Origin of the sequence: Thalassolituus sp. ST750PaO-4 (genome assembly GCF_020320405.1) — a bacterium.
Classification (GTDB): domain Bacteria; phylum Pseudomonadota; class Gammaproteobacteria; order Pseudomonadales; family Oceanobacteraceae; genus Venatoribacter; species Venatoribacter alkanivorans.
In genome coordinates this window covers 206,233-230,417 of the sequence record NZ_JABVCB010000012.1, presented here as the reverse complement: position 1 = coordinate 230,417, position 24,185 = coordinate 206,233, and the positions used below count along the sequence as shown (strand labels likewise).

Below are 24,185 nucleotides of genomic sequence, written 5' to 3'. Positions count from 1 at the left end.
ATACAAAAAAAGCGCATCAGGGATGCGCTTTTAATTTTGGCGGACCGGACGGGACTCGAACCCGCGACCCCCGGCGTGACAGGCCGGTATTCTAACCGACTGAACTACCGGTCCTTAATCCAACTAACTTAGTTGACAGCGTCTTTCAGTGCTTTGCCTGGTTTGAAGCCAGGAACTTTAGCTGCCTTGATTTCGATCGGAGCGCCGGTCTGTGGGTTACGGCCAGTGCGAGCAGCACGCTCTTTAACCATAAAAGTACCAAAACCAACGAGAGCGACCTGATCGCCTTCTTTCAGTGCACCGCCAATGCTTTCGATCATGGCGTCTAAAGCACGGCCAGCTGCTGCTTTTGGAATGTCCGCAGAAGCTGCGATTGCATCGATTAATTCAGATTTGTTCACACTTATCCCCTTACTCTGTGCGCAATAGTGAATTCTTGTTATGCGACTGGGCGATCGCTACAGGAAAATATTAGAGCGACGATTTATACCAAGCGCTCCCCAGACCGTCAAGCGGCCTTAGTGTGTGCTCGGCCTGGTATTGTCGTCTTTTTTACCGGCAGCCTCATCTTTGGTGATAATTTCACCAACATGAGGCTCCGGTTTGCTTTCCAGTGCCAGATCCAGCACTTCGTCAATCCAGTCAACCGCCACAACATTCATATCTTCCAGAATGTTCCCCGGAATGTCGCGAAGATCTTTTTCGTTCTCTTTTGGAATAATTACGGTCTTAATACCGCCACGATGAGCCGCCAGAAGTTTCTCTTTCAGGCCACCAATGGCTAATACCTTACCGCGCAGGGTAATCTCACCCGTCATCGCGACATCTGCACGCACAGGAATGCCCGTCATCACAGAAGCCAGGGCCGTTGCCATACCAATACCGGCACTTGGACCATCTTTCGGTGTAGCACCTTCAGGGACGTGCACATGCAGATCGTGCTTTTCAAAGTACTCGGGCGACACTCCCATACCAACAGCACGGCTACGCACGACAGTAAGCGCCGCCTGGATGGATTCCTGCATAACGTCACCCAGAGAGCCTGTTTTCACAATACGCCCCTTACCAGGGGTCGCAGCCGATTCCAGTGTCAGCAATTCACCACCAACCGAGGTCCAGGCCAGACCTGTCACCTGCCCGATCTGATTATCCAACCCGGCCAGACCATAACGGAATTTCTGTACACCCAGATACTCGTCCAGAAGCTCAGCGCTGATGTCGCGGGTCTGCTGGTTTTTCTCCAGCATGTTAGCTTTGACAACGCGGCGGCAAAGCTTGGCAATCTCACGTTCAAGACCACGCACGCCAGCTTCACGAGTGTAATGGCGTATAATGTCTCGCAAGCGATCATCACTCACTTCAATTTCACGCTCATGCAAACCATTCAGCTTGATCTGCTTCGGTAACAGATAACGGCGGGCAATGCTGACTTTTTCGGCTTCGGTATAACCCGGAATACGGATCACTTCCATACGATCCAGCAACGGACCAGGAATATCCATACTGTTGGACGTGCATACAAACATCACGTCTGACAGATCGTAATCGACTTCCAGATAGTGGTCCGCAAAGGTCGAGTTTTGTTCGGGATCAAGCACCTCCAGTAATGCAGATGCAGGGTCGCCACGATGATCCATGCCCATTTTGTCGATTTCGTCGAGCAGGAATAATGGGTTTTTCACCGCAACCTTAGACATTTTCTGCACAAGCTTGCCTGGCATCGAACCGATATAGGTGCGACGGTGCCCGCGGATTTCCGCCTCATCACGCACACCACCCAACGCCATACGCACAAACTTGCGGTTTGTTGCACGGGCAATGGATTTACCCAGAGAGGTTTTACCAACCCCCGGAGGCCCAACCAGACACAACACAGCACCTTTTACTTTTTTCACACGGGTCTGAACTGCGAGGTATTCCAGAATACGCTCTTTCACTTCTTCCAAGCCAAAGTGATCAGCATCCAGAATTTCTTTGGCATTGGTCAGATCATGATTTACGCGGCTGCGCTTTTTCCACGGCAGGTTAACCAACCAGTCCAGATAGCCGCGTACAACCGAAGCTTCGGCTGACATCGGTGACATCATGCGTAATTTCTTCAGCTCAGCATCAGCCTTTTCACGGGCTTCTTTGGTCATGCCGGACTGTTCGATTTTATGAGTCAGTTCATCAAACTCATTGCTGCCGTCTTCCAGATCACCGAGTTCTTTCTGAATAGCCTTCATCTGCTCATTCAGATAATACTCGCGCTGGCTTTTTTCCATCTGTTTTTTAACGCGACCACGGATACGTTTTTCAACTTTCAGCAGATCAATTTCGGATTCCATTAATTCCATTAAATGTTCGACACGCTCACGCGGATCGAGCATTTCCAGAACATTCTGCTTTTCATCCAGTTTCAGTGAAATATGTGCTGCAATGGTATCGGCCAGACGCGAAGCGTCTTCGATTCCGGAAATCGTTGACAATACTTCGCTCGGAACTTTTTTAGACAATTGGACATACTGTTCAAAATGCCCGGTCAGGGAGCGAACCAGAACTTCGTTTTCACGTTCCGTTAATTCATCCGCAGATATGGCTTCAACCGTGCCACGGAATAATTCTTCTTCGTCAATCAATTCAGAAAGCTGCGCCCGCACATCACCTTCAACCAGTACTTTTACGGTGCCATCCGGCAGTTTCAATAACTGCAGAATATTGGCGATGGTGCCGACAGTATGCATATCTTCACAGCCCGGCTCATCATCCGATGCATCTTTTTGTGCGACCAGCATAATCCGCTTGTCGAGACTCATCGCTTCTTCCAGTGCGTTGATTGATTTTTCCCGTCCCACAAACAGCGGAATCACCATGGCAGGAAAAACGACCACGTCACGAAGGGGTAATAGTGGTAATACTTCTTGAGTCATGAACAATGCACCTAAAAACTGCGTCTTTGACGCCAATATGTCAGGAAGTGAGGGCGAAGCGCAAGAAATACAAGGCCTGAAAAAACAAAAGGAGCCAAAGGCTCCTTTTGTTGACGGGATTATGATCCGTATCAGTCGTTGTCCGGAGACACCTTACCAACATCAGCGGTTTCATAAATGATCAGCGGCTCAGACTCACCATTGATCACGCTTTCTTCGATCACTACCTTCGCCACATGCTCTTCCGACGGAATACGGTACATAGTGTGAAGCAATGCACCCTCCATAATCGAACGCAGACCACGGGCACCGGTTTTACGCTCCATCGCACAGGTTGCAATCGCATCCAGCGCACTGTCACGGAATTCCAGCTCAACCGATTCCATTTCAAACAATTTCTGATACTGACGCACCAGAGAGTTGCGTGGCTCAGTCAGAATACGCACCAGCGCATCTTTATCGAGCTCATCCAGCGTTGCCACAACCGGCAAACGACCAATGAATTCCGGAATCAGACCGTATTTCACCAGATCACCCGGCTCCACTTCACGCAGAACCTCACCAACCGCCTTCTGCTCTTCTTTACCTTTCACGGTAGCCGAGAAGCCAATACTGCTCTTCTCTGAGCGATCACGAATGATGTTATCCAGGCCGGCAAAAGCACCACCACAGATAAACAGAATATTGGAGGTATCTACCTGCAGAAATTCCTGCTGCGGATGCTTACGGCCACCCTGCGGCGGAACAGAAGCGACTGTACCTTCAATCAGTTTCAGCAGTGCTTGCTGTACACCCTCACCCGACACATCACGGGTAATCGATGGGTTATCAGATTTGCGTGAAATTTTGTCAATTTCGTCGATGTAAACAATACCACGTTGAGCTTTCTCAACGTCGTAATCACACTTCTGCAACAGCTTCTGAATGATGTTTTCAACATCCTCACCCACATAACCTGCTTCAGTCAGCGTGGTTGCATCAGCAATGGTAAAAGGAACATTCAGCAGTCGTGCCAGTGTTTCAGCCAGCAGAGTTTTACCACTACCGGTTGGCCCAATCAGCAGAATATTACTCTTGGACAGCTCAACCTCTGCCTTACCTTCACCACTCTGCAGGCGCTTATAGTGGTTATAAACCGCTACCGCGAGAACGATCTTGGCCTTCTCCTGGCCAATAACGTATTCATCCAGTGTCGCCTTGATTTCTTTTGGCGTCGGCAGTTTATCGCCTGAGCCTTTGTTCTCGGCTTCCTGCACTTCTTCACGAATGATGTCATTACACAGATCGACACACTCGTCACAGATGAACACCGAAGGCCCGGCAATCAGCTTGCGTACTTCATGCTGGCTCTTGCCGCAAAACGAGCAGTAGAGCAGCTTACCGCTATCGTCGCCTTTGCCCTTTGTATCGTCGGTCATTCGACTGCCTCATTATTCGTTGCACTGATCCAGAAGATGGATCTTTTTATCGGGTATTTCAAGGCCGGAAACAGAGTAATCCAGCCTTAAGTCAATCAGCGGTTTGTAACAACCTTGTCGATCAGACCGTAAGCCAGCGCAGCTTCCGGATCCATAAAGTTGTCACGTTCAGTATCCGCGGTCACTTGTTCAATACTCTGCCCGGTATGATGAGCCAGAATACGGTTCAGGCGTTCTTTGGTGTCCTGAATGTTACGCGCATGGATCTGAATATCCGTTGCCTGCCCCTGCGCACCGCCACTCGGCTGGTGAATCATAACGCGGGAGTTAGGCACACTGAGACGCTTGCCTTTGGCGCCAGCTGCGAGCAGAAATGCCCCCATACTGCAGGCCTGACCAATCACCATCGTACTGACATCCGGCTTGATAAACTGCATGGTGTCATAAATAGACAGACCTGCAGACACCGAACCACCCGGCGAGTTGATGTACAGGTGAATATCCTTGTCCGGATTCTCAGACTCAAGGAACAGCAACTGCGCCACCACCAGATTAGCCATATGGTCTTCGACCGGGCCAACCAGGAAGATTACGCGCTCTTTCAGCAAGCGTGAGTAGATGTCGTAAGCACGCTCACCGCGGGCTGACTGCTCTACCACCATTGGTACCAGACCGCTTGCCTGGATGATTTCTGACTGTTGTTTCATGGAGTCAAACATTCGACCCTGTACTCCCTGACATAATTAGCTTTTTTACAAAAACAGCCGCAATGTGTGCGGCTGTCTCTGAGTTTAGCCATTGATTGGCGTTGTGTCAGTCACTCTGTCGAGTGATCAGGCAGGCTGATTAGCCGCGCGGATCACTTCTTCGTAAGTGGCTTCTGACTGGCTGATCTTAGCCCCTGCCAGAACTTTCTCAACCGCCTGCTCTTCCAGAGCCAGCGCTTCTACCTGAGATTTCTGCTGCGGGTTGCTGTTGTAGTAGTTGCGCACCTCTTCAGGATCCTGATAAGTCGCGGCAACTTCTTCAATCAATTCAGCCACTTTTTCGGCCGAAGGCGTCAATTCGTTCGCTTCGATAACCGCATTCATCAGCAGACCGATAACAACGCGCTTCTCAGCCTGATCTTTGAACAGCTCAGCTGGCAGCATGTTAGGATCCAGCTGCTGGCCACCGCCAAACTGCTGAACAGCCTGCTTACGCAGACGATCAATTTCCTGATCAACCAGAGAAGACGGAGCTTCAACGGTGTTAGCAGCAACCAGACCAGCAATAACCTGCTGCTTGGTCAGACTGCGCAGAGCACGGGCCAGTTCACGGTCCATGTTCTTACGGATTTCGGTTTTGAATTCAGCTTCATCAGCGGTTTCGACACCAAAACCTTTGAAGAATTCTTCGTTCAGTTCAGGCAGCTGAGGCTTCTTAACCGCAGTAACGGTTACCTTGAACTGAGCAGGCTTACCTTTCAGTTCTTCTTTGTGGTAGTCCTCAGGGAAAGCAACGTCCAGAGTTTTCTCTTCGCCGGCTTTCGCACCCACCAGGCCCGCTTCGAAGCCAGGAATCATAGAGTTGGAACCCAGAGTCAGGCTGTAACCTTTGGCTGCACCACCTTCAAATGCTTCACCGTCGATGAAACCTTCGAAATCGATCACTACCTGGTCGCCATCAGCGGCAGCTTCAGCAGACTCTTCCCACTTGGCATTCTGCTTACGCAGAGTATCCAGCATGGTGTCCAGATCCGCGTCGGTTACGGTAGCAGTTTTCTGTTCAACTTCGATGCTGCCGAAATCGGCCAGAGTGATCTCCGGGTAGACTTCAAACGTCGCTTTAAATTCCAGATCCTTACCGTCTTCATCAACGGTAGGCTCGAAAGTTGGCATGCCGGCCAGTTTTACATTCTCGTCCTGCACGGCTTTAAAGAAAGACTGTTGCATTTGCTGGTAGATAGCTTCGTAACGCGCCTGCTTACCAAACATACGCTTGGCAACAGCCGGAGGCAGCGGCTTGCCTTTACGGAAACCATTTACGCGCTGGCCTTTGGAGATACGCTTCAGTTCAGCAGTTACTTTACCTTCTACTTCTGCTGCAGGAACGCCAATGGTCATTACACGCTGAAGACCGGAAGTGGTCTCAATGGACACTTGCATAGATGCCTCTCAATATACTGTTCAAAAAATAACGCACAGGCCTCGCCCGGCGCCGATAAAATCAGAAAGGCGCGGATTATAGCGCAAGGCACTGCCCGAATAAAACCATTTAGAATGCTTGAGCAATCAAACACTTAGGAGATATAAACAAAAGGAATTAAGAAGGGGAAGTGGGGTGGCCGACGGGGCTCGAACCCGCGACAACAGGAATCACAATCCTGGACTCTACCAACTGAGCTACGGCCACCACAAAAGTTCTGCTGAGATTGCCAAATGGCGCACCCGGCAGGGATTGAACCTGCAACCCTCGGCTTAGAAGGCCGATGCTCTATCCAATTGAGCTACGGGCGCATGTCAATTCATTCAGACATTAGTGGTCGGGGTAGAGAGATTCGAACTCCCGACATCCTGCTCCCAAAGCAGGCGCGCTACCAGACTGCGCTATACCCCGAACTTACTTGCTTTGCGAAGTGCCCTGCAAGTGGCTGCGCATATTATAGATGAGCCCCCACCCCGTCAACGACTTTTTGAAAAAAATTAATAAAAACAATCGGTTCGGTGATTTTTTGAGCGTTTCTGCATTTATCCGCAGGCTGGCGCCAGCGGTATCTTTGTTTTTCTCAGCGCACATGAGAAAATCGCGCGCTTTGATAACTGCTACAGGTTTACTGCGCTTATGACCGCTCAACTGATCGATGGCAACGCCACTGCCAAAGCGATTCGCGAATCCATTAAACAGCAGGTTCAGGCCCGCACAGAGAAAGGTCTGCGCGCACCCGGTCTGGCGGTCATATTAGTAGGCAGCGACCCTGCGTCCGAAGTCTATGTGGCGCATAAGCGTAAAGACTGCGAACAGGTCGGCATTGTCAGTAAGGCCTTTGACCTGCCGGCAGAAACCACCCAGCAACAACTGCTGGACCTGATCGACGAGCTGAACCATGACAGCAGTGTTGATGGCATTCTGGTACAACTGCCCTTACCTGCCGGCCTGAAAGCCGATGAAATTCTTGAGCGTATCGACCCAACCAAAGATGTTGACGGCTTCCACCCATTCAATCTTGGCCGCCTGGCACAGCGCATGCCGATGCTGCGCCCCTGCACCCCAGCCGGCATCGTTGATCTGCTGGAAGGCACCGGCGAGGAAGTTCGTGGCAAGCATGCGGTCATTGTTGGCGCATCCAACATTGTTGGCCGCCCGATGGGACTGGAACTGCTGCTGAAAGGCTGCACAGTAACCACCTGCCACCGCTTCACCAAAGATCTGGCACATCACGTTCAGCAGGCCGACATTGTGGTCGTTGCCGTTGGTAAGCCGGGTATTGTCAAAGGTGAATGGATCAAGCCCGGCGCCACCGTGATAGATGTTGGTATTAACCGCCAGGCTGACGGCAAACTGATTGGCGATGTGGATTTTGCCGCCGCCGCCGAACGCGCTGCCTTCATCACCCCGGTTCCGGGTGGTGTAGGCCCGATGACCCGCGCCAAACTGCTGGAAAACACCCTGTTTGCCTGTGAGACCCTGCACAAGCAGTAATCACTGAATATTAAGAAAACAAAAAAGCCCGGACAGATCGCTCTGTCCGGGCTTTTTCATATCTGCCGCTAACGGCGGATTACTGCTTTGACCAGCTGGTACCTTCCGGACCATCACGCAGCACAACTCCCTGCGCCAGCAACTCATCACGCACCTGATCTGCCGTAGCAAAATCTTTGGCTTTTTTCGCCTCAGCACGTTTACTGATCATCTCCTGAATCCAGGCCTCATCCACATCGGCACCGGACTGCAAAAAGGCTTCCGGCTCAGACTGCAGACAACCCAGAACACCCGCCAGATAACGCAACTGACCGGCCAGCGCTGCCTGCTCTGCACCTTCTGCTTTATTCACCGCCCGCACCAGGTCAAACAAGGCGGCAATGGCTTCCGGCGTATTGAAGTCATCATCCATTGCAGCATGGAAGCGTTGCGAATATTCATTATCAATATCCGCAACCTCGCCAACCACAACACCACGCAGCGCATTATAAAAACGCTCCAGCTTGGTGTGCGCTTCTTTCAGGCTGTCTTCGGAATAATTGATCGCGCTGCGATACTGACTGGAGAGCAGTAAAAAACGCACCACTTCCGCCGGATATTTTTCCAGAATTTCGCGGATGGTAAAAAAGTTGCCCAGCGATTTGGACATCTTTTCACCATCAACACGAACCGCACCGGCATGCATCCAGGTATTCACGTATTTTTTACCCGTAGCCGCTTCCGACTGGGCAATTTCGTTTTCGTGGTGCGGGAATTTAAGATCCGGACCGCCACCATGAATATCAAAGGTCTCACCCAGACAGCAGGATGACATCGCCGAACATTCAATGTGCCAGCCTGGGCGACCAATACCCCACGGTGAATGCCAGTGTGGTTCGTCGGCTTTGGCGGCTTTCCACAACACAAAATCCAGAGGATCTTCTTTATGTTCGTCAACATCGACACGCGCACCGGCTTCTAAATCATCCAGAATCTTCCCGGATAATTTGCCGTAACCTTCGAATTTACGCACCGAGTAATACACATCACCATTCCCCGGCGCGTAGGCATAACCTTTGGCAATCAGGGTTTCGACCAGACGGATAATATCATCGATATGCGCCGTGGCTTTTGGCTCTGCATTCGGACGCTCAATTTCCAGCAGGTCGGCATCTTTGTGCATTTCAGCAATAAAGCGCTCGGTTAACACATCAAAAGCTTCGCCGTTTTCGTTAGCGCGTTTGATAATTTTATCGTCGATATCGGTGATATTACGGATGTAATTCACCTCATAACCACGATGACGCAAGTAACGGGCAATAACGTCAAACGCCACCATCACCCGGGCATGGCCCAGGTGACAGAAGTCATAAACCGTCATACCACAGACATACATACCAACCTTGCCAGGCTGTAACGGTTTAAATTCTTCTTTCTGACGCGTCAGCGTATTAAAAATCTGCAAAGTCATAATCAGCCTTAATCTGCCTGCAGTGATTTATCTTCACGCAAGCCAATGGTCAGGTTAAAGACCGGCTTGTCAGCGCTGTGATCGTAGCGGTCAGCAACAAAATAGCCTTCACGCTCAAACTGGAAATTACTTTCTGCACCGACATTGGCCAGCGCAGGTTCAACCCAGCCGGTGGTAACGGTGAGCGAATCGCGATTTACAAACTGCATGAAATCGCCGTCGACTTTATCCGGCGTCGGGTGATTAAACAGACGCTCATACAGGCGCAATTCTGCCTGCACCGAATGACTGGCCGAAACCCAGTGCACCACCCCTTTCGGGTTATCACCGTCGGCCGGATTTTCACCCAGCGTGCCTTCGATTAATTTCGCCCGCACCAGCACAACATTGCCGGCTTCGTCTTTTTCGTAGCTGGTTGCTTCGATCACATAAGAATGACGCAGACGGATACGTTTACCCGGCGTGAATTTCTTTTTGAATTTCTTGCTGTACTCTTCTTTAAAATCATCCTGATCGATATAGATCTCACGGGTAAACGGCATTTCGCGCGAACCCAGATCCAGCTCGTGATGATATTCGGCGCTGAGCATTTCCAGATGATCGGCGGCCAGATTTTCGATCTCGACTTTTAACGGCCGGATCACACACATCGCACGCGGTGCATGCTTGTTCAGATCGTCACGCAGCGCGTGCTCCAGCATCGCCACATCGACCATACCGTCACTGCGGGTCACACCAATCATTTCGCAGAAATTACGCACCGAGCGCGGAGTAAATCCACGACGACGCATACCGGCGATGGTAGGCATGCGCGGATCATTCCAGCCAGCAACAACCTGATCATCCACCAGAGCTTTCAGCTTACGCTTGGAGGTTACGGTGTAATCCAGATTCAGGCGGCCAAATTCGTACTGACGCGGCTGTGCCGGCACCGGCAGGTTGGCAATAAACCAGTCGTACAGTGGTTTGTGGTCTTCAAATTCCAGCGTACAGACCGAATGAGTAATGCCTTCGATGGCATCCGACTGACCATGGGTAAAGTCATAGGTCGGGTAAATACACCATTTATCACCGGTCTGATGGTGATGCACTTTACGGATACGATAGATGATCGGATCGCGCAGGTTCATGTTTGGCGATGCCATATCAATTTTGGCGCGCAGCACGCAGGCACCTTCGTTGAACTCACCGGCACGCATTTTCTCAAACAGCGCCAGGTTTTCTTCTACCGTGCGCTCACGGAACGGGCTGTTTTTACCCGCTTCGGTCAGGGTGCCACGGTATTCACGCGCCTGCTCCGGGCTGAGGTCACAGACATAAGCCTTGCCTTCGCGGATCAGGTGCAACGCCCACTGATGCAGCTGGTCAAAGTAATCCGAGGCATAACGCACCTCTCCGGCCCAGTTAAAGCCCAGCCAGGTGATGTCGTCTTTGATCGCATCAATAAATTCCTGGCTTTCTTTTTCCGGGTTGGTGTCGTCGAAACGCAGGTTACACTGGCCGTTGAACTGTTCGGCTACACCGAAGTTCAGGCAGATTGATTTGGCATGGCCCACATGCAGATAACCGTTAGGCTCAGGCGGAAAGCGTGTCACAACGCTCTGAACCTTACCGCTGGCGAGGTCATCCTGAACGATTTTGGCAATGAAATTGTGGCTGTTTGGAGTTGTGTCTGTCATAACCATCCGTTTCTGAGTAGTACCGGCAGCTTGCCGCGCGGAGGCTGTTCCGGGCGGAAATTCCGGCAATCGTGCCACGGCGCTGTCAGGCCGCGAAAAAGGCGGTATTATACGCACTCAATCCCATGAAGGGATACACGATTCAATGACAGAGGCTTCACATGATCCTGCTTAAAACCAACTTCGGCGACATCAAAATCGAACTGAACCACGAGAAAGCGCCAAAAACTGCGGCCAACTTCGAGAAGTACGTAAAAGAAGGCTACTACGACGGCGTGATTTTCCACCGTGTGATCGACGGTTTTATGATCCAGGGCGGCGGCTTTGCCCCGGGTATGGTTAACAAAGAAACCGACATGCCGATTGAAAACGAAGCAGACAACGGTCTGAAAAACACCGTTGGCACTCTGGCCATGGCCCGTACCATGGACCCACACTCCGCCAGCGCGCAGTTCTTTATCAACGTATCGGACAACGACTTCCTGAACCACACCAGCAAGTCCACTCAGGGCTGGGGTTATGCCGTATTTGGTGAAGTGGTTGAAGGCATGGACGTGGTTAACCGCATCAAAGCCGTTAAAACCACCACCCGTATGGGCCACCAGGACGTTCCGGTCGAAGACGTCATCATCGAAAAAGCTGAAATCATCGCGTAATGGCGGTTTATTTCATCTCCGATCTGCATCTTGAGCCTGGCCGCCCGGCCATGGCTCAGGGCTTTGTGCATTATCTGCAGAATCTGCAGGATGCCGATGCGCTTTATATTCTCGGCGACTTTTTTGAAGTTTGGATGGGCGATGACTTTGATCATCCCTTCGTCAGCAGCATCAAAGACGCCCTGCGCGCACTCAGCAACAAAGGCACCCGCCTGTTTCTGATGCACGGCAACCGCGACTTCCTGCTGGGCCAGACCTTCTGCGAACAGACCGGCGCCACCCTGCTCGATGATCCGGCCGTGATCACCCTGGGTGACGATGCGGTACTGCTGATGCACGGCGACAGCCTCTGCACCCTTGATGTGGAATATATGAAGATCCGTCAGATGTTCCGCAACCCGGCCTGGCAGCAGGACTTCCTCAGTAAACCACTGGAAGAGCGCATTGCCTTTGCCCGCCAGGTTCGCAGCGAGAGTAAGAGCGGTCAGCAGATGAAAAGCTCCGATATCATGGATGTCACCCCGGAAGAGGTGGACCGCGAAATGGACCAGGCCGGTGTTACCACCCTGATTCATGGCCATACCCACCGCCCGGATGATCACCGCTGGATGCACAACGGATGCGAACGCCGCCGTCTGGTGCTGGGCGACTGGTCAGACGATTGCGGCTGGATGATCCGCTGGAGTGAAGAAAGCGGACTGCAGCTCAGTCAGTTTACGTTCTGAATGAAGCGACTAAACAGACCCTGACTGCAGTAATAAAAAAGCCGGCTTGATGCCGGCTTTTTTATTACTGACGTGTTTCTGCAATCTGCTCAGAACGGCTGCGGCTCAGGCTCCAGCTGCACACCAAATTGCTCATTCACACTGGCGACCACCGCATCACGCAAGTGCTCAATATCGGTATAGTTTGCCGCGCCATTGGTGGTCAGCACCAGCGCCTGCTGATCGTGCATCCGCACCGGGCCAAGCCAGCGCCCTTTCCAGCCGGCCTGTTCAATCAGCCAGCCAGCCGCCAGTTTGATACGGCCATCGGCCTGCGGATAGGTTGGTAATGACGGGTGCTGAGCGCTCAGCTGTGTTGCCTGATATACCGACACCAGCGGATTTTTGAAGAAAGAACCGGCATTGGGAATTTGCACCGGGTCCGGCAATTTACTCTGGCGAATCGCACACACCTGTTCAATCAGCGCCGGCGGACTGATCGCATCGCCCTGCGCCGTCGCCCAGCTGGCCAAAGGGCCATAACTCAGATCCGGCGCAAAGGTTTTACCCAGGCGGAAGACCACGCGGGTGACAATAAAATCACCGGCCAGCTCATGCTTGAAAATAGAATCACGATAGGCAAAGCGGCATTCGGCGGCACTCAGCGTGCACCACTGGCGAGTGCTGAGCTGAATACCGGATACCGAGTCGATGCAGTCGGCGACTTCAACGCCGTAAGCGCCGATATTCTGAATCGGCGAAGCACCGACAGAACCCGGAATCAGCGCCAGATTCTCCAGCCCATGGCCAAACTCTGTGCTGTCCTGTACCCACTGATGCCAGTTCATGCCGGCATCCACCGCCAGCCAGCGATGGGTGGCATCTTCACGCAGCAAACGCACCGAGGTCATGGCCGACTGCAGCACCAGACCGGGCACGTCGTCGGCCAGCAACACATTACTGCCGCCGCCCAGAACCCGCACCGGCCAGTTGTTCCGTTGCGCCAGCGTCAGCAGGCTGAGCAATTCCGAGGCGGAAGAAAAACGCGCAAAGGCTTCGGCCTGCGCTGGTAAGCGCAGCGTATTCAGTGCCGACAGATCGTAGTTCTGCTGCACCTCGGGTACGGGATGATTCACGGTGTTTCCTTTGCGCGCTGGTTTAAACGCTGACGAATATCGGCCAGCAAACCTTCACAGCCGTCTTCAACCAGATCCAGCACCTGCTCAAAGCCATCAGCACCGCCATAGTATGGGTCCGGTACTTCGTCGCTGTTAAAGCGGCGGGCAAAGCTGCGTAAAAACAGCTGGGGGTCAGTACGCGCAGTGGCGGGTTTTAACGCGCGCAGATTGCTGAGGTTTTCCAGATCCATCGCCAGCACATAATCAAACTGATCAAAATCGGCGGCCAGCGCCTGACGCGCACGCAACACCGATAAATCGTAACCGCGCTCAGCCGCGGCTTTAATAGTGCGCGGATCGGGCGTTTTGCCGATATGCCAGGCGGCAGTGCCGGCGGAGTCCACCTCAACCTGATCACTCAGCCCGGCAGAGGCAACCATGCTGCGGAAAACGCCGTCGGCGGTAGGTGAACGGCAGATATTGCCCAGACACACAAAAAGCACACGCAGCACAGTGCTTACTCAGTCTGTTCTTTGGCGGCTTTCTGCGCTTTTTCGAGCTTTTCTTCTTCGCTCATACGGCGTGCTTCACCTTCCAGCATCACCGGCACCCCATCGCGCAGCGGGAATGCCAGACCGTCGAAGGTACACAGCAGCTCCTGTGCGTCTTTTTCATACTTGAGTTTGCCCTTGCACAGCGGACATACCAGCATGCTCAGTAATTGCTTATCCATGAGTTTTTCCACTCCAGGTCATTAATAAAGAATCCAGCCGCGCTTCTATCTCAGGCTGTGCCACCGCACTGACCTGCAGATACCACCAGTCGGGCCGGGCAAAGTCACGGCATTTTACCCAATCTTTTTCCGTCATCACGAGCGGCAGATCAGGTGTTTGCTGATGAAAGGCCAGATCATCGGGCTGAAACTGATGATGATCGGCAAAACTGTGCTCCCGTGGTTGCATCCCCAGACTGCGCAGTGAATCGTAGAAACGCTGCGGATTGCCAATACCGGAAACCGCCACCACTTCGCGGCCACTGAAGCTTTGCAGAGCAATCTGTTCACCACTGACAGCATTTACCAGTGCCGTTGGCTGCACCTGAAAATCCGCGCCGTTGTGCAACACCAGATCCACCGTTTTAAGCCGTGCCAGCGGCTCGCGTAATGGCCCCAGCGGCAGCAACCAGCCGTTACCAAAACCACGGGCATGATCGACCACCACAATTTCGGCGGCTCTGGCCATAGCGTAATGCTGCAGGCCGTCATCGCTGAAAACGATATCCGCCCGACCCGCAAGATCAGCCACCGCACGGCGGCGATCAGGATCGACCACTACCGGACAAAAGGAGGCAGCGGTATTCAGGCGGTTAAACAGCAAACGGGGTTCGTCACCACTGTGCTCTACCGGCGTATCAGCCGTCAGATCCAGAGGATATTGCGGGGCTTTAGCGCCGTAGCCACGGCTGACGACCGCGGGTCTGAGACCCAGCGCCCGGGCACGCTCGGCCAGCAAGGTAATGAGCGGTGTTTTACCAGTCCCGCCCACGGTAATATTACCAACCACCACCACAGGTACAGGATTGGCCGCTGGCGGATTACGCAGGAAGCGACGACGGCGCAGGTGCACGACCACCCAAACCAGCGGCCAGAGCGGCAGCAGCCACAGATTGCCCAGCACCGAGCCATACCAGTTGCGTTCAATCCGTGCCGCCAGCCCGGCGAGAGCATTGCTCATAGCAACTGTTATTCGCTGAACTGAATCTGATGCAGCTGAGCGTACATGCCCTGCTGCGCAATCAGCTCGGCATGGGAGCCGTCTTCACGCACCTCGCCCTGATCGATTACTACGATACGGTCGGCACTTTCAATAGTGCTCAGGCGGTGGGCGATCACAAAGGTAGTACGGCCTTTCATCACTTCTTCCATGGCCGCCTGAATATGGCGTTCAGACTCGGTATCCAGCGCAGAAGTCGCCTCATCCAGAATCAGCACCGGAGCGTTTTTCAGAATCGCCCGGGCAATGGCAATGCGCTGGCGCTGACCGCCGGATAACAGCACGCCGTCTTCACCGACCTGGGTGTTGTAGCCTTCCGGCAGACGGGAAATAAATTCATCGGCATGGGCGGCCTTGGCGGCGGCGATGATTTCTTCATCGGTTTTATCCGCCAGCGAGCCGTAGGCAATGTTGTCGCGGATGCTGGCGTTGAACAACGTCACCTGCTGACTGACGATGGCAATCTGCTCACGCAGACTGTCGAGGGTCAGATCGCGGATATCGTCACCATCAAGCAGAATACGGCCGGAGCCTACTTCGTAAAAACGCGGAATCAGATTCACCAGCGTGGTCTTACCACTGCCAGATTTACCGACAAAAGCGACCGAGGTACCCGGTGTCACTTTCAGGCTGATGCCTTTCAGCGCATCGTTTTCGGCGCCCTGATAGCGGAAGCGAACATCATCGAAGCAGACCTCCCCCTTAGCGCGGGTCAGGGTTTTAGTGCCCTGATCCACTTCGGCGTCGGCATCCAGCACCGAGAAAATAGATTCTGCAGCGGTCATACCTTTCTGAATCACGGCATTAATATCGGTCAGCGCGCGCAGCGGCTTGGCGATCAACGAAGCGGCGGTCATAAACTGCAGGAATTCAGCGCTGCTCATACTGCCGTCGGCCACCCGCTGAAACATCAGATACACCATCAGACCCAAACCGACAGCCACAATCTGCTGAGTCAGCGGCACGTTAATGGCTTCGGTCAGACCAAACTTCAGCGATTGCTTGCGGTTATAGTCACTGGCTTTACGGAAACGCTGCTGTTCATATTCAGTACCGCCAAAAGTACGCACTTCACGGTAACCATTAATACTCTCGTTGGTTACCTGGGTCACATCCCCCATCGCTTTCTGAATACGCTGGCTGTAACGACGGAAGAAGCGACTGGCGAAAGCAACCACCAGAACAATCACCGGTACCAAGCCAAGGAAAATCAGCGTCAGGCTGTAATCCAGCCAGATCAGATAAGCCATCAGCAGAATAACGGTAACGCCTTCCTGCACCGTGGTCGTTAACGCACGGGTTGAGGCGCCGGTCACCTGGTCCACATCAAAAATAACCCGCGAGATCAAACGGCCACTGGATTCACCATCGTAGTAATGACTCGGCAACCGGGTCATTTTATTGAACAGCTCAGTACGCAGGCTGTGCACGACATTGCGGCCCACCACCGCAATAAAAAATTTACCCAGAAAGGTACCGATACCGCGGTAAAAAAAGATGCCCATCAGCATCAGCACCAGCACCAGAATTTTATCCGGCTGCGGATCTGACAGGGTCTGCTCGACCACACCCATCAGATGCGCCATTGCCGGTGCTGCCGAGGCGAAAATAATGTAACCAACAATGGCCACGGAAAAGGCCAGTTTGTGTGGCCAGACATACGAAAGCAGGCGTCCGTACAGACGCCTGATGGAGGTTTCGTTACTCATGGGGTTTATTCAGATTTCCCAGGTTGACGGGTGGTAATGCTCAGATTGACCAGACCGAGCTGGCCGGCGGCATCCATCGCCCGCACCACCGCTTCATGCGGTGTTTTGGCATCAGCAGTAATCACCACTGGTGCCGTCTGCCGGCCTGCCAACGCCTTCTGCAGACCACGCTTCAGCGTATCCAGCTGATGATTGATAAGCGTCTGATCATTAATACTGTATTCGCCGCTGGCTGAAATCAGAATTTCAATCGCCTGTGGCTGCGCTTCGGACGCTTCCGCCGTCGCCTCCGGCAGATCAATACTGAGGTGATTTTCTTTGGTGAAGGTGGTCGACACCATAAAGAAAATCAGCAGCAGAAATACGATATCAATCAGTGGCGTCAGATTGACGTCCACTGCTTCACGATTCTGTCGTTTGAAGTTCACTTAGGCCGCCTCTGAGGAATCCGCCACTTCACGATCACCATGCAGAACATCCACCAGTTTGATGGCTTCCTGTTCCATAAAGACCACAATTTCATCCACGCGACGCTGCAGCATACGGTGCGCAACCAGAGCCGGAATACCGATGATCAGACCGGCTGCGGTCGTGATCAGAGCTTCAGAAATACCACCGGCCAGCATATTCGCCTGTCCGGTACCCTGCGTCATGATTTCAGAGAACACCTGAATCATACCGAATACGGTACCCAGCAGACCCATCAGCGGAGCAACGGCAGCAACCGTACCCAGCGCATTAAGGTAACGCTCCATCTCATGAATTTCATGGGAGGCCACTTCTTCGATGCTTTCTTTCATGATCTGGCGACCATGGCGGGAGTTAATCAGGCCAGCCGCCAACACACGGCCCAGCGGGCTGGAAGCACGCAGTTCTTTGATACGGGCACTGTCGAGCTGATTGTTTTTCATCCAACCCCAGACCCGCGCCAGCAGATCACGCGGTGCAATCTGCGCCGCCCGTAAGGTCCAGAACCGTTCAACGGTAATTCCCAACGCCAAAATAGAAGAAATGATGATAGGTACCATCATCCACCCACCGCTCTGGATGATTTCCAGCATTGTCAGCTACTCCTGCCAGTTATTTTGGCCCGTACTCTAGCACAAGCCCGGGCGGCAGCATAAGACCCGCAACGCCGCTGAAAGTGCCGGACTGTGAGCAGAATCATGAATAAAATCAAGGCTGTCGCCAGGGCGGCTGCCAACCGGATCGTGCCGTCGTCACCTGACCGTCCGGTGCCATCAACACCGCCCCATCGCGCGCCGTCAGATACCAGGGAATCTTACGCGCCTCCAACCGGGCCGTTACATCCGCATGAGGATGACCAAAACGGTTATTAAATCCCGCCGAAATCCATACCTGCGAAGGCTTTACAGCGTCGAGAAAAGCCGCAGATGAACTGCTGCGGCTGCCATGATGAGCCAGCACCAAGACATCGGAGCGCAACTCGGCGCCAAAGTGCTCAACCAATCGCTGCTCAAGATCGCGCTCAATATCACCGGTTAACAAGAAGCGCCGTTCATGCCAGCGCACCTGCACCACACAGGACTGATTATTATCCGAAGGGTTGACCAGTGCCTGCTGCTCATCCGGCAGAAGCAGCAAGCGGTAATGCAGATGCGGTCCGACTTCCTGCCAACCGGCTGTTATAAGTTCACGACAGAGGTGAGCCTGCGGCTGTACAGGCAGATCCGGCAACAACTGTCCCAACAACAGTTGCTGCACCGGTAATCCATCCTGCAATACAGAGTTCAGGCCGCCGGCATGATCCAGATCGGAATGACTGACAAACAACGTATTAACCTGAGTCACACCAGCCTGTTTAAGCAATGGCAGTAATAATGCTGCACCGGCATCAAAATGTTCCGAGAAGCGCGCACCAGTGTCATAAACCAGCGTGTGTTGCCCACCGATAAAAGCCAGACTCTGCCCCTGCCCGACATCCAGCATCATTGCCTGCTCCCGGTACGGACCTGCAGATGACAGAGGCCAGAACAACGCCAGCAACAGCATCAGCATTGCTCCAAAGCTCAGCGCAGTGCTGACACCCAGACGCAGCATTACCAGCAGACAAGGCCAGAGCAGCAATAACGGCCAGGGCTGGTAAAAGTGTACCGCCCAGAACTGTTGCTGCAGGGCATTGAGCACTGACCAGAAGAACTCACCCACTACCGCCAGCAAGGCGTCAGGCACAGTGATAACCATCTGCGCCTGCGCTTCACTGAGCAGTGTACCCGCCAGCCAGCTCAGACCGGCATCCAGCAACGCCAGTGGCAGAATCACCAGGCTCAGCAGCGGAATTGCCAGCAGGTTCGCCCCAACCTGCACCAGACTGACCGGCAGCAGCCAGAACCATAACAACGGCAACATAGAGATAAATACCACCCACTGGGGCAGAAACAATGTCTGTAACCATCCCTGCCGGCGACCAGCAAAGAACGCCAGCAAAGCCAATACAGCAACAAAAGAAAAGCCAAAACCGGCGCGGGTCCAGATCAGGGGGTTAGCCAGCAGCACCAGCAACAACGCCAGAGAAAGCGCCGTCAGCCAGTTAAAACGCCAGCCGCTGAAGAATAACCACAGCAGCACCATAATCATGATCCAGGCACGCTGCAGCGCAATCCCCATTCCCGCCAGCCAGACGTAACCCGCCGTCAGTCCGCCAATCAGCAACAGACGCAACAAAGCCGGATGACGTAAACCGCGGCCACTGAGCAGCCCCCAAAGCTTGATACAGGCAAGCGCCAGCAACCAGCCAAGAGCGGCTACCATCCCCACATGCAGACCACTTACAACAAGAAGATGCAGCGTGCCGGTCTGCTGTGCCAGCCGCCACTGGCCAGTACTGAACGCCTGCTGTTCACCAAACACCAGCCCTGCCAGCCAGGGCCAGGCCTCCGGCGAATGAAGCTGGCGTTGCGCAGCCAGCAATGCATCGCGTAACGAGGGCTCGCCGCTGGCGATCAGCCGGGCACTGCGTATATAGCCGCCGGCATCAATGCCTGAAGACAGCAGAAAAGCCTCATAATCAAAGGGCAAGCCATTGGCGAAAGCACGTGGACTGCGCAACACAATCTCAGCGCTTAACTGCATACCACTGTGCAACGGCATCGCCGGCCGGTACCAGCTGAGCTGCAGGCGGCGCAATTCCGGCAAATTCCTGGCATCAGATCCGGACCGGATGCCCGGTAAAAACTGCCCGTGAACAACGCGGGTAATAAGGCGCAGACCCTGCCCTCGCTCTTCAACCTGCTCAACCGTGATATCCAGAGTCAGCCTGCTGCGGTCCAGTGCCGTTGGCAAACGGTGACTGAGGTTGTATTGCAGCCAAAAGCTGCCATACAGAAGGCCTGTCGCCAGAACAGGTAAAAACAGCAGTCTCCGCTTACGGCAACAGCCTGAGCACACCGCAAGCGCCAGTAATATGCCAGCCAGCAGCAGAACCACCAGAGCCTGCATAAGACTCAACAGTGTTCCCGCGACAATAGCAGCGGCACAGGTCAGAACAATCAGGTGCATTGCCACTCCATGGCATTATCGGCATAATCGGCGCGCATAAATCAGCTGGCGATGTTCATGCCTAAAAAGTTTTTACAGAAGTTTTTTCCATCGCCGGAACAGGTACAGAGTAATCCTTCTCTGCGTTTCCTTTCCCCGCTGTTCAGCAAACCCAATCTTTGGCACGTTAACCGCCGCTCGGTAGCGCGTGCATTCCTGGTCGGTTTATTTACTGCTTTTCTGCCGATGCCATTCCAGATGGGTATTGCTGCATTCTTTGCCTTTTACGCCAATGCCAATGTACCGATTTCGGTTGGTCTGGTCTGGGTCAGCAATCCGATCACGATTCCCCCATTGTTCTACGGTACTTATCTGTTCGGCACCTGGCTTCTGGGAACACCAAGCAACAGCTTCAGCATTGAGCTTTCACTCGACTGGGTGCTGAATGAACTGGTTTCCATCTGGCAACCCTTGCTGGTGGGATCACTGACCGTTGGCATCTTTCTTGGTTTATGCGGATATTTTGCCATCCACCTTGCATGGCGACTGCATATTGCCAATAACTGGAAAAAACGCCGTATTAATCGCCTGAAGCGTGCCGCAGAAAACGAAGAAAGTAACTGACAGCCGGCGGTAATTAATACTGCCGGCCGATGTGAAAGAATCTCCCGGCGTTATCCCTGCCAGGGAGATAACGTGAGGTCGCGCAACTGCAGACAGCGGTTCATCCGGCCGGCCAGTTCACTGTCATGAGTCACCATAATAAATGCCGTCTCAGCCTGTTCGGTCAGAGCTAACATAGCAGCCTCGACCTGTCGCGCGGTTTGCTGATCCAGATTACCGGTTGGTTCATCCAGCAACACCAGTCGTGGACGATTCACCAGAGCCCGGGCAATCGCCGTACGCTGACGCTCACCACCGGACAGCTCCGCCGGTTTATGATCAACACGATGTTCAAGCCCCAGCTGCGCCAGGCACTCACGCGCCCGGGCGGCCGCGGCCTTACGTGCAACACCGGCCAGCAACTGCGGCATCATCACATTTTCCAGCGCCGAAAATTCCGGCAATAAATGATGAAACTGATAAACGAATCCAATTTCCTGATTACGCAGGCGGGTACGCTGCGCATCACTCAATTTGGTCAATGGCTGGCCACCAATAATGACGGCACCGGCATCGACCGTGTCCAGTCCGCCAAGCGCATTCAGTAATGTGGTTTTACCGGAACCCGAGGCACCGACAATGGCGACCGACTCCCCTGCTTTGATCTTTAAATCCACATCCTGCCAGACTGTTACCGCCTGTGGTCCGGATGTGTAGGTTTTACGCAGGCCCGTGGCCTCAAGCACCCAGGACTCACTCATAGCGTAATGCCTCCGCAGGCTGAACACGCGATGCGCGATACGATGGATACAGCGTCGCCAGGAAACTCAGCAACAAGGAAGCACTGGTTACAATCACCACATCACTCCATAACAACTGTGACGGTAAATATGAAATAAAATACACGTCAGCACTTAAAATCTGGAAACCAAAAGTCTGCTCAACCCAGGCAACAATTTCGGAAATACTTAACGCTCCCAACACGCCCAGTATCGTGCCAAGGACAACGCCAACCAGACCAATAGACAAACCCTGCACCATAAAAATACCCATCACGGTCGATGGCCGTGCGCCCATGGTACGTAAAATCGCAATATCGGCTTGTTTATCGGTTACGACCATAACCAGCGTTGAAATAATGTTAAAGGCAGCCACCGCAACGATAATCAGCAACAGCAGGCCAATCATGGTTTTCTCAAGTTTAATCGCCTGAAATAAATTGCCGTGGGTACGGGTCCAGTCGCTGCCGGTGTAATAACCATCCAGCGTATTGACCATGCGCCAGATACCGGCCGGCGCATCGAATAAATTACTGAATTTAACCCGCAAAGCCTGAGCCTGAGCATTGATGCGCCCAAGCTTACGCGCATCTTCCAGATTCACGACGGCAAGATTGGCATCCAGCTCAGCTCCTACCGAAAAAATACCCACCACCGTTAAACGTTTAATGCGTGGCAATACCCCGGCCGGTGACAGAGTCGCTTCCGGCAGCATCAAAGTAATTTTATCGCCCACCACAACATTCAGATGTTGCGCCAGCAAACTGCCCAGCAGCACACCAAAACTGCCGGGCTGTAAATCGTCCAGCTGACCATCAATGACATGCTGCGGCAAAATCGAAACCCGCGCCTCTGCCGCAGGTTCAATCCCGGTAACCATCACCCCCTGAACACGACCGCCATAACCCAGCATGCCCTGCAGACGGGTTAAAGGTGCGGCAGCCACGACACCCGGCTGCTGTTCAACCTGTTCAGCCAGCACCTGCCAGTCGTTAATACCACCGCGTTCATACAACACGCCATGGGGCACCATTCCGAGAATCCGCTCGCGTAATTCGCGATCAAAGCCATTCATCACCGACAGCACCAGAATCAGGACCGCCACACCCAGTGTCATACCGACCATCGAAGATGCTGAAATAAAAGAAATAAAATGATTTCGTCGCTTAGCTGCCAGATAACGCAGGCCTATCCATAAAGGCAGAGAGGATTCTGAAATGTTCATTGTGACCTTAATCAAACAGAGAGAACGGGGTGGACAACAATCCGGACGCAATAGTGCCCGACAATGCCGGATTTAGCGACACCCGTGCACGGAAAAGCTGCGGATTGTATAGAGACGATGCCTCTTCAATCACAAAAATATGCGGCATTCCGGGCCATAAGTTCCACCACAGACGCCGCACAGAGAACCAGAGGCAAACTTGACGTAAAGAACCTTGTCCTTTTATCGCCCTGCTCTAGGATAAAGGAAAACTAACCGGACACACCGCCATGAACCGTTCTTTTCTTTCCGCGTTGCTGCCTCTGTCACTCATACTGCCGGCCAGCATACTGATCAGCGCGTCCGTTCAGGCCGAAATTACAGAAATTCCGCCCGAAGAAATGACCGAAGCCTACATTAAAGACACCACGGTCATTGTCCGCCGTCAGCCCGCCGCCCAGAAAGCGGAAAACGGTCAGGAGGACGCCTCCCTGCGGGTGTCACCACTGGATAAGCCCTACAGCGAAAGTGATCAGTTAAATGGCGGAACAGAAGTCCCCTCCCAAATTGCTGATCAATATTTGTCAGAGCAGCGGGACAACGCTCTGCTGAGTCAAAGCACCTACGATTTCCACACTCCGGCACTGGACCCACAACAGGCTCTGCGAGAGGAATACCTGCGTGATGTCCTTGGCCTCGAACCCGGTACGCCGATTGACTACGGTAACCTGCAATTCCCGACCAACATCACTCCCGATGTCACGCCACCGGCCGGCCTGGGATACAACATTGCACCGGGACAGTTTGCTATCAGCATTCCGAACAGCGACAACATCAATGCCCAGACTCACCAAACGCCGGGCGGAGAATACCGGATAGATGTAACTCCTTCAGAAATCATTTTCACGATCAATCTTCCTCAGCAATAAGTCGGACATTGCGGGCCAATATCCCTGAAACGCCTCAGGAAACGGCCCGCGAAAATATGAAAACATTAATATAATC

22 protein-coding genes and 4 tRNA genes are annotated in these 24,185 nt (G+C 53.2%); 5 read left to right on the top strand and 21 right to left on the bottom strand.

Annotated elements, in window-relative coordinates:
- Positions 1-37: 37 nt before the first annotated feature.
- The 9 genes from HUF18_RS14150 to HUF18_RS14110 form a co-directional block, all read right to left on the bottom strand.
- Positions 38-114, bottom strand: a tRNA-Asp gene (locus HUF18_RS14150).
- 14 nt (positions 115-128) lie between these two features.
- The gene (locus HUF18_RS14145; protein ID WP_145468521.1) at positions 129-401 is read right to left on the bottom strand and encodes an HU family DNA-binding protein; all 273 of its coding nucleotides are present in this window, start codon (positions 399-401) and stop codon (positions 129-131) included.
- 117 nt (positions 402-518) lie between these two features.
- Positions 519-2,909, bottom strand: a complete 2,391-nt coding sequence (lon, locus tag HUF18_RS14140) for an endopeptidase La (RefSeq protein ID WP_145468519.1) — start codon at positions 2,907-2,909, stop codon at positions 519-521.
- A gap of 131 nt (positions 2,910-3,040) precedes the next feature.
- Complete coding sequence (gene clpX, locus HUF18_RS14135) at positions 3,041-4,327, bottom strand: ATP-dependent Clp protease ATP-binding subunit ClpX (RefSeq protein WP_145468517.1); 1,287 nt, start codon at positions 4,325-4,327, stop codon at positions 3,041-3,043.
- A gap of 95 nt (positions 4,328-4,422) precedes the next feature.
- Positions 4,423-5,046 carry an ATP-dependent Clp endopeptidase proteolytic subunit ClpP gene (gene clpP, locus HUF18_RS14130; RefSeq protein ID WP_145468515.1) on the bottom strand — a complete coding sequence of 208 codons (624 nt, stop codon included), beginning with the start codon at positions 5,044-5,046 and terminating at the stop codon, positions 4,423-4,425.
- A gap of 114 nt (positions 5,047-5,160) precedes the next feature.
- Entirely contained in the window at positions 5,161-6,474 is a 1,314-nt protein-coding gene (gene tig / locus HUF18_RS14125; protein WP_145468513.1) for a trigger factor, read from the bottom strand.
- A gap of 171 nt (positions 6,475-6,645) precedes the next feature.
- Positions 6,646-6,721, bottom strand: a tRNA-His gene (locus tag HUF18_RS14120).
- Positions 6,722-6,748: 27 nt separating this feature from the next.
- Positions 6,749-6,825 (bottom strand) — tRNA-Arg (locus HUF18_RS14115).
- A gap of 23 nt (positions 6,826-6,848) precedes the next feature.
- Positions 6,849-6,925: transfer RNA gene (locus HUF18_RS14110), tRNA-Pro, on the bottom strand.
- 225 nt (positions 6,926-7,150) lie between these two features.
- Here HUF18_RS14110 and folD point away from each other — a divergent pair.
- Complete coding sequence (gene folD / locus HUF18_RS14105) at positions 7,151-8,008, top strand: bifunctional methylenetetrahydrofolate dehydrogenase/methenyltetrahydrofolate cyclohydrolase FolD (RefSeq protein ID WP_225692644.1); 858 nt, start codon at positions 7,151-7,153, stop codon at positions 8,006-8,008.
- A 79-nt stretch (positions 8,009-8,087) separates the two neighbouring features.
- On the opposite strand, the gene cysS is transcribed toward folD, so the two are convergent.
- Complete coding sequence (gene cysS / locus HUF18_RS14100) at positions 8,088-9,458, bottom strand: cysteine--tRNA ligase (RefSeq protein WP_225692643.1); 1,371 nt, start codon at positions 9,456-9,458, stop codon at positions 8,088-8,090.
- A gap of 8 nt (positions 9,459-9,466) precedes the next feature.
- On the bottom strand, positions 9,467-11,137 hold the full coding sequence (locus HUF18_RS14095) for a glutamine--tRNA ligase/YqeY domain fusion protein (RefSeq protein ID WP_225692642.1): 1,671 nt from the start codon (positions 11,135-11,137) through the stop codon (positions 9,467-9,469).
- Positions 11,138-11,298: 161 nt separating this feature from the next.
- Here HUF18_RS14095 and HUF18_RS14090 point away from each other — a divergent pair, with 161 nt between their 5' ends.
- Positions 11,299-11,793 (top strand): peptidylprolyl isomerase, encoded by a 495-nt coding sequence (locus HUF18_RS14090; RefSeq protein WP_145468505.1) that lies wholly within the window; start codon positions 11,299-11,301, stop codon positions 11,791-11,793.
- Positions 11,793-12,518: a UDP-2,3-diacylglucosamine diphosphatase gene (locus HUF18_RS14085; protein WP_225692641.1), complete on the top strand. Its 726-nt coding sequence runs from the start codon at positions 11,793-11,795 to the stop codon at positions 12,516-12,518. Before HUF18_RS14090 ends, HUF18_RS14085 begins: the two co-directional genes overlap by 1 nt.
- An 89-nt stretch (positions 12,519-12,607) precedes the next feature.
- On the opposite strand, the gene murB is transcribed toward HUF18_RS14085, so the two are convergent.
- The 8 genes from murB to HUF18_RS14045 form a co-directional block, all read right to left on the bottom strand.
- Positions 12,608-13,633, bottom strand: coding sequence for a UDP-N-acetylmuramate dehydrogenase (gene murB / locus HUF18_RS14080; RefSeq protein WP_225692640.1), 1,026 nt, complete (start codon positions 13,631-13,633; stop codon positions 12,608-12,610).
- Positions 13,630-14,127, bottom strand: a complete 498-nt coding sequence (locus HUF18_RS14075; protein ID WP_225692639.1) for a low molecular weight protein-tyrosine-phosphatase — start codon at positions 14,125-14,127, stop codon at positions 13,630-13,632. The genes murB and HUF18_RS14075 overlap by 4 nt, the downstream gene beginning before the upstream one ends.
- A gap of 5 nt (positions 14,128-14,132) precedes the next feature.
- The gene (locus HUF18_RS14070) at positions 14,133-14,348 is read right to left on the bottom strand and encodes a Trm112 family protein (RefSeq protein ID WP_225692638.1); all 216 of its coding nucleotides are present in this window, start codon (positions 14,346-14,348) and stop codon (positions 14,133-14,135) included.
- The gene (lpxK, locus tag HUF18_RS14065) at positions 14,341-15,348 is read right to left on the bottom strand and encodes a tetraacyldisaccharide 4'-kinase (protein ID WP_225692637.1); all 1,008 of its coding nucleotides are present in this window, start codon (positions 15,346-15,348) and stop codon (positions 14,341-14,343) included. The genes HUF18_RS14070 and lpxK overlap by 8 nt, the downstream gene beginning before the upstream one ends.
- Positions 15,349-15,356: 8 nt before the next feature.
- Positions 15,357-17,096, bottom strand: a complete 1,740-nt coding sequence (msbA, locus tag HUF18_RS14060) for a lipid A export permease/ATP-binding protein MsbA (protein ID WP_225692636.1) — start codon at positions 17,094-17,096, stop codon at positions 15,357-15,359.
- Between the two features lie 5 nt (positions 17,097-17,101).
- Positions 17,102-17,524: an ExbD/TolR family protein gene (locus HUF18_RS14055; protein WP_225692635.1), complete on the bottom strand. Its 423-nt coding sequence runs from the start codon at positions 17,522-17,524 to the stop codon at positions 17,102-17,104.
- Complete coding sequence (locus HUF18_RS14050; protein WP_145468493.1) at positions 17,525-18,157, bottom strand: MotA/TolQ/ExbB proton channel family protein; 633 nt, start codon at positions 18,155-18,157, stop codon at positions 17,525-17,527.
- A 115-nt stretch (positions 18,158-18,272) separates the two neighbouring features.
- Entirely contained in the window at positions 18,273-20,615 is a 2,343-nt protein-coding gene (locus HUF18_RS14045) for a DNA internalization-related competence protein ComEC/Rec2 (RefSeq protein ID WP_225692634.1), read from the bottom strand.
- A gap of 57 nt (positions 20,616-20,672) precedes the next feature.
- Between HUF18_RS14045 and HUF18_RS14040 the strand changes: the two genes are divergently transcribed.
- On the top strand, positions 20,673-21,218 hold the full coding sequence (locus HUF18_RS14040; RefSeq protein ID WP_145468489.1) for a DUF2062 domain-containing protein: 546 nt from the start codon (positions 20,673-20,675) through the stop codon (positions 21,216-21,218).
- A gap of 50 nt (positions 21,219-21,268) precedes the next feature.
- Here HUF18_RS14040 and HUF18_RS14035 read toward each other — a convergent pair whose 3' ends face one another.
- Together HUF18_RS14035 and HUF18_RS14030 are read right to left on the bottom strand one after the other, a co-directional pair.
- The gene (locus HUF18_RS14035) at positions 21,269-21,958 is read right to left on the bottom strand and encodes an ABC transporter ATP-binding protein (RefSeq protein WP_145468487.1); all 690 of its coding nucleotides are present in this window, start codon (positions 21,956-21,958) and stop codon (positions 21,269-21,271) included.
- Positions 21,951-23,201 (bottom strand): lipoprotein-releasing ABC transporter permease subunit, encoded by a 1,251-nt coding sequence (locus tag HUF18_RS14030; protein WP_145468485.1) that lies wholly within the window; start codon positions 23,199-23,201, stop codon positions 21,951-21,953. The genes HUF18_RS14035 and HUF18_RS14030 overlap by 8 nt, the downstream gene beginning before the upstream one ends.
- Positions 23,202-23,470: 269 nt before the next feature.
- Between HUF18_RS14030 and HUF18_RS14025 the strand changes: the two genes are divergently transcribed.
- Positions 23,471-24,109: a hypothetical protein gene (locus tag HUF18_RS14025; protein WP_225692633.1), complete on the top strand. Its 639-nt coding sequence runs from the start codon at positions 23,471-23,473 to the stop codon at positions 24,107-24,109.
- Positions 24,110-24,185: the final 76 nt, after the last annotated feature.

Coding starts and splice junctions, on each gene's coding strand:
- lon (WP_145468519.1), bottom strand. CDS start 2,909: ATGACTCAAGAAGTATTACCACTATTACCCCTTCGTGACGTGGTCGTT.
- clpX (WP_145468517.1), bottom strand. CDS start 4,327: ATGACCGACGATACAAAGGGCAAAGGCGACGATAGCGGTAAGCTGCTC.
- clpP (WP_145468515.1), bottom strand. CDS start 5,046: ATGTTTGACTCCATGAAACAACAGTCAGAAATCATCCAGGCAAGCGGT.
- tig (WP_145468513.1), bottom strand. CDS start 6,474: ATGCAAGTGTCCATTGAGACCACTTCCGGTCTTCAGCGTGTAATGACC.
- folD (WP_225692644.1), top strand. CDS start 7,151: ATGACCGCTCAACTGATCGATGGCAACGCCACTGCCAAAGCGATTCGC.
- cysS (WP_225692643.1), bottom strand. CDS start 9,458: ATGACTTTGCAGATTTTTAATACGCTGACGCGTCAGAAAGAAGAATTT.
- HUF18_RS14095 (WP_225692642.1), bottom strand. CDS start 11,137: ATGACAGACACAACTCCAAACAGCCACAATTTCATTGCCAAAATCGTT.
- HUF18_RS14090 (WP_145468505.1), top strand. CDS start 11,299: ATGATCCTGCTTAAAACCAACTTCGGCGACATCAAAATCGAACTGAAC.
- HUF18_RS14085 (WP_225692641.1), top strand. CDS start 11,793: ATGGCGGTTTATTTCATCTCCGATCTGCATCTTGAGCCTGGCCGCCCG.
- HUF18_RS14070 (WP_225692638.1), bottom strand. CDS start 14,348: ATGGATAAGCAATTACTGAGCATGCTGGTATGTCCGCTGTGCAAGGGC.
- lpxK (WP_225692637.1), bottom strand. CDS start 15,348: ATGAGCAATGCTCTCGCCGGGCTGGCGGCACGGATTGAACGCAACTGG.
- msbA (WP_225692636.1), bottom strand. CDS start 17,096: ATGAGTAACGAAACCTCCATCAGGCGTCTGTACGGACGCCTGCTTTCG.
- HUF18_RS14050 (WP_145468493.1), bottom strand. CDS start 18,157: ATGCTGGAAATCATCCAGAGCGGTGGGTGGATGATGGTACCTATCATC.
- HUF18_RS14045 (WP_225692634.1), bottom strand. CDS start 20,615: ATGCACCTGATTGTTCTGACCTGTGCCGCTGCTATTGTCGCGGGAACA.
- HUF18_RS14040 (WP_145468489.1), top strand. CDS start 20,673: ATGCCTAAAAAGTTTTTACAGAAGTTTTTTCCATCGCCGGAACAGGTA.
- HUF18_RS14035 (WP_145468487.1), bottom strand. CDS start 21,958: ATGAGTGAGTCCTGGGTGCTTGAGGCCACGGGCCTGCGTAAAACCTAC.
- HUF18_RS14030 (WP_145468485.1), bottom strand. CDS start 23,201: ATGAACATTTCAGAATCCTCTCTGCCTTTATGGATAGGCCTGCGTTAT.
- HUF18_RS14025 (WP_225692633.1), top strand. CDS start 23,471: ATGAACCGTTCTTTTCTTTCCGCGTTGCTGCCTCTGTCACTCATACTG.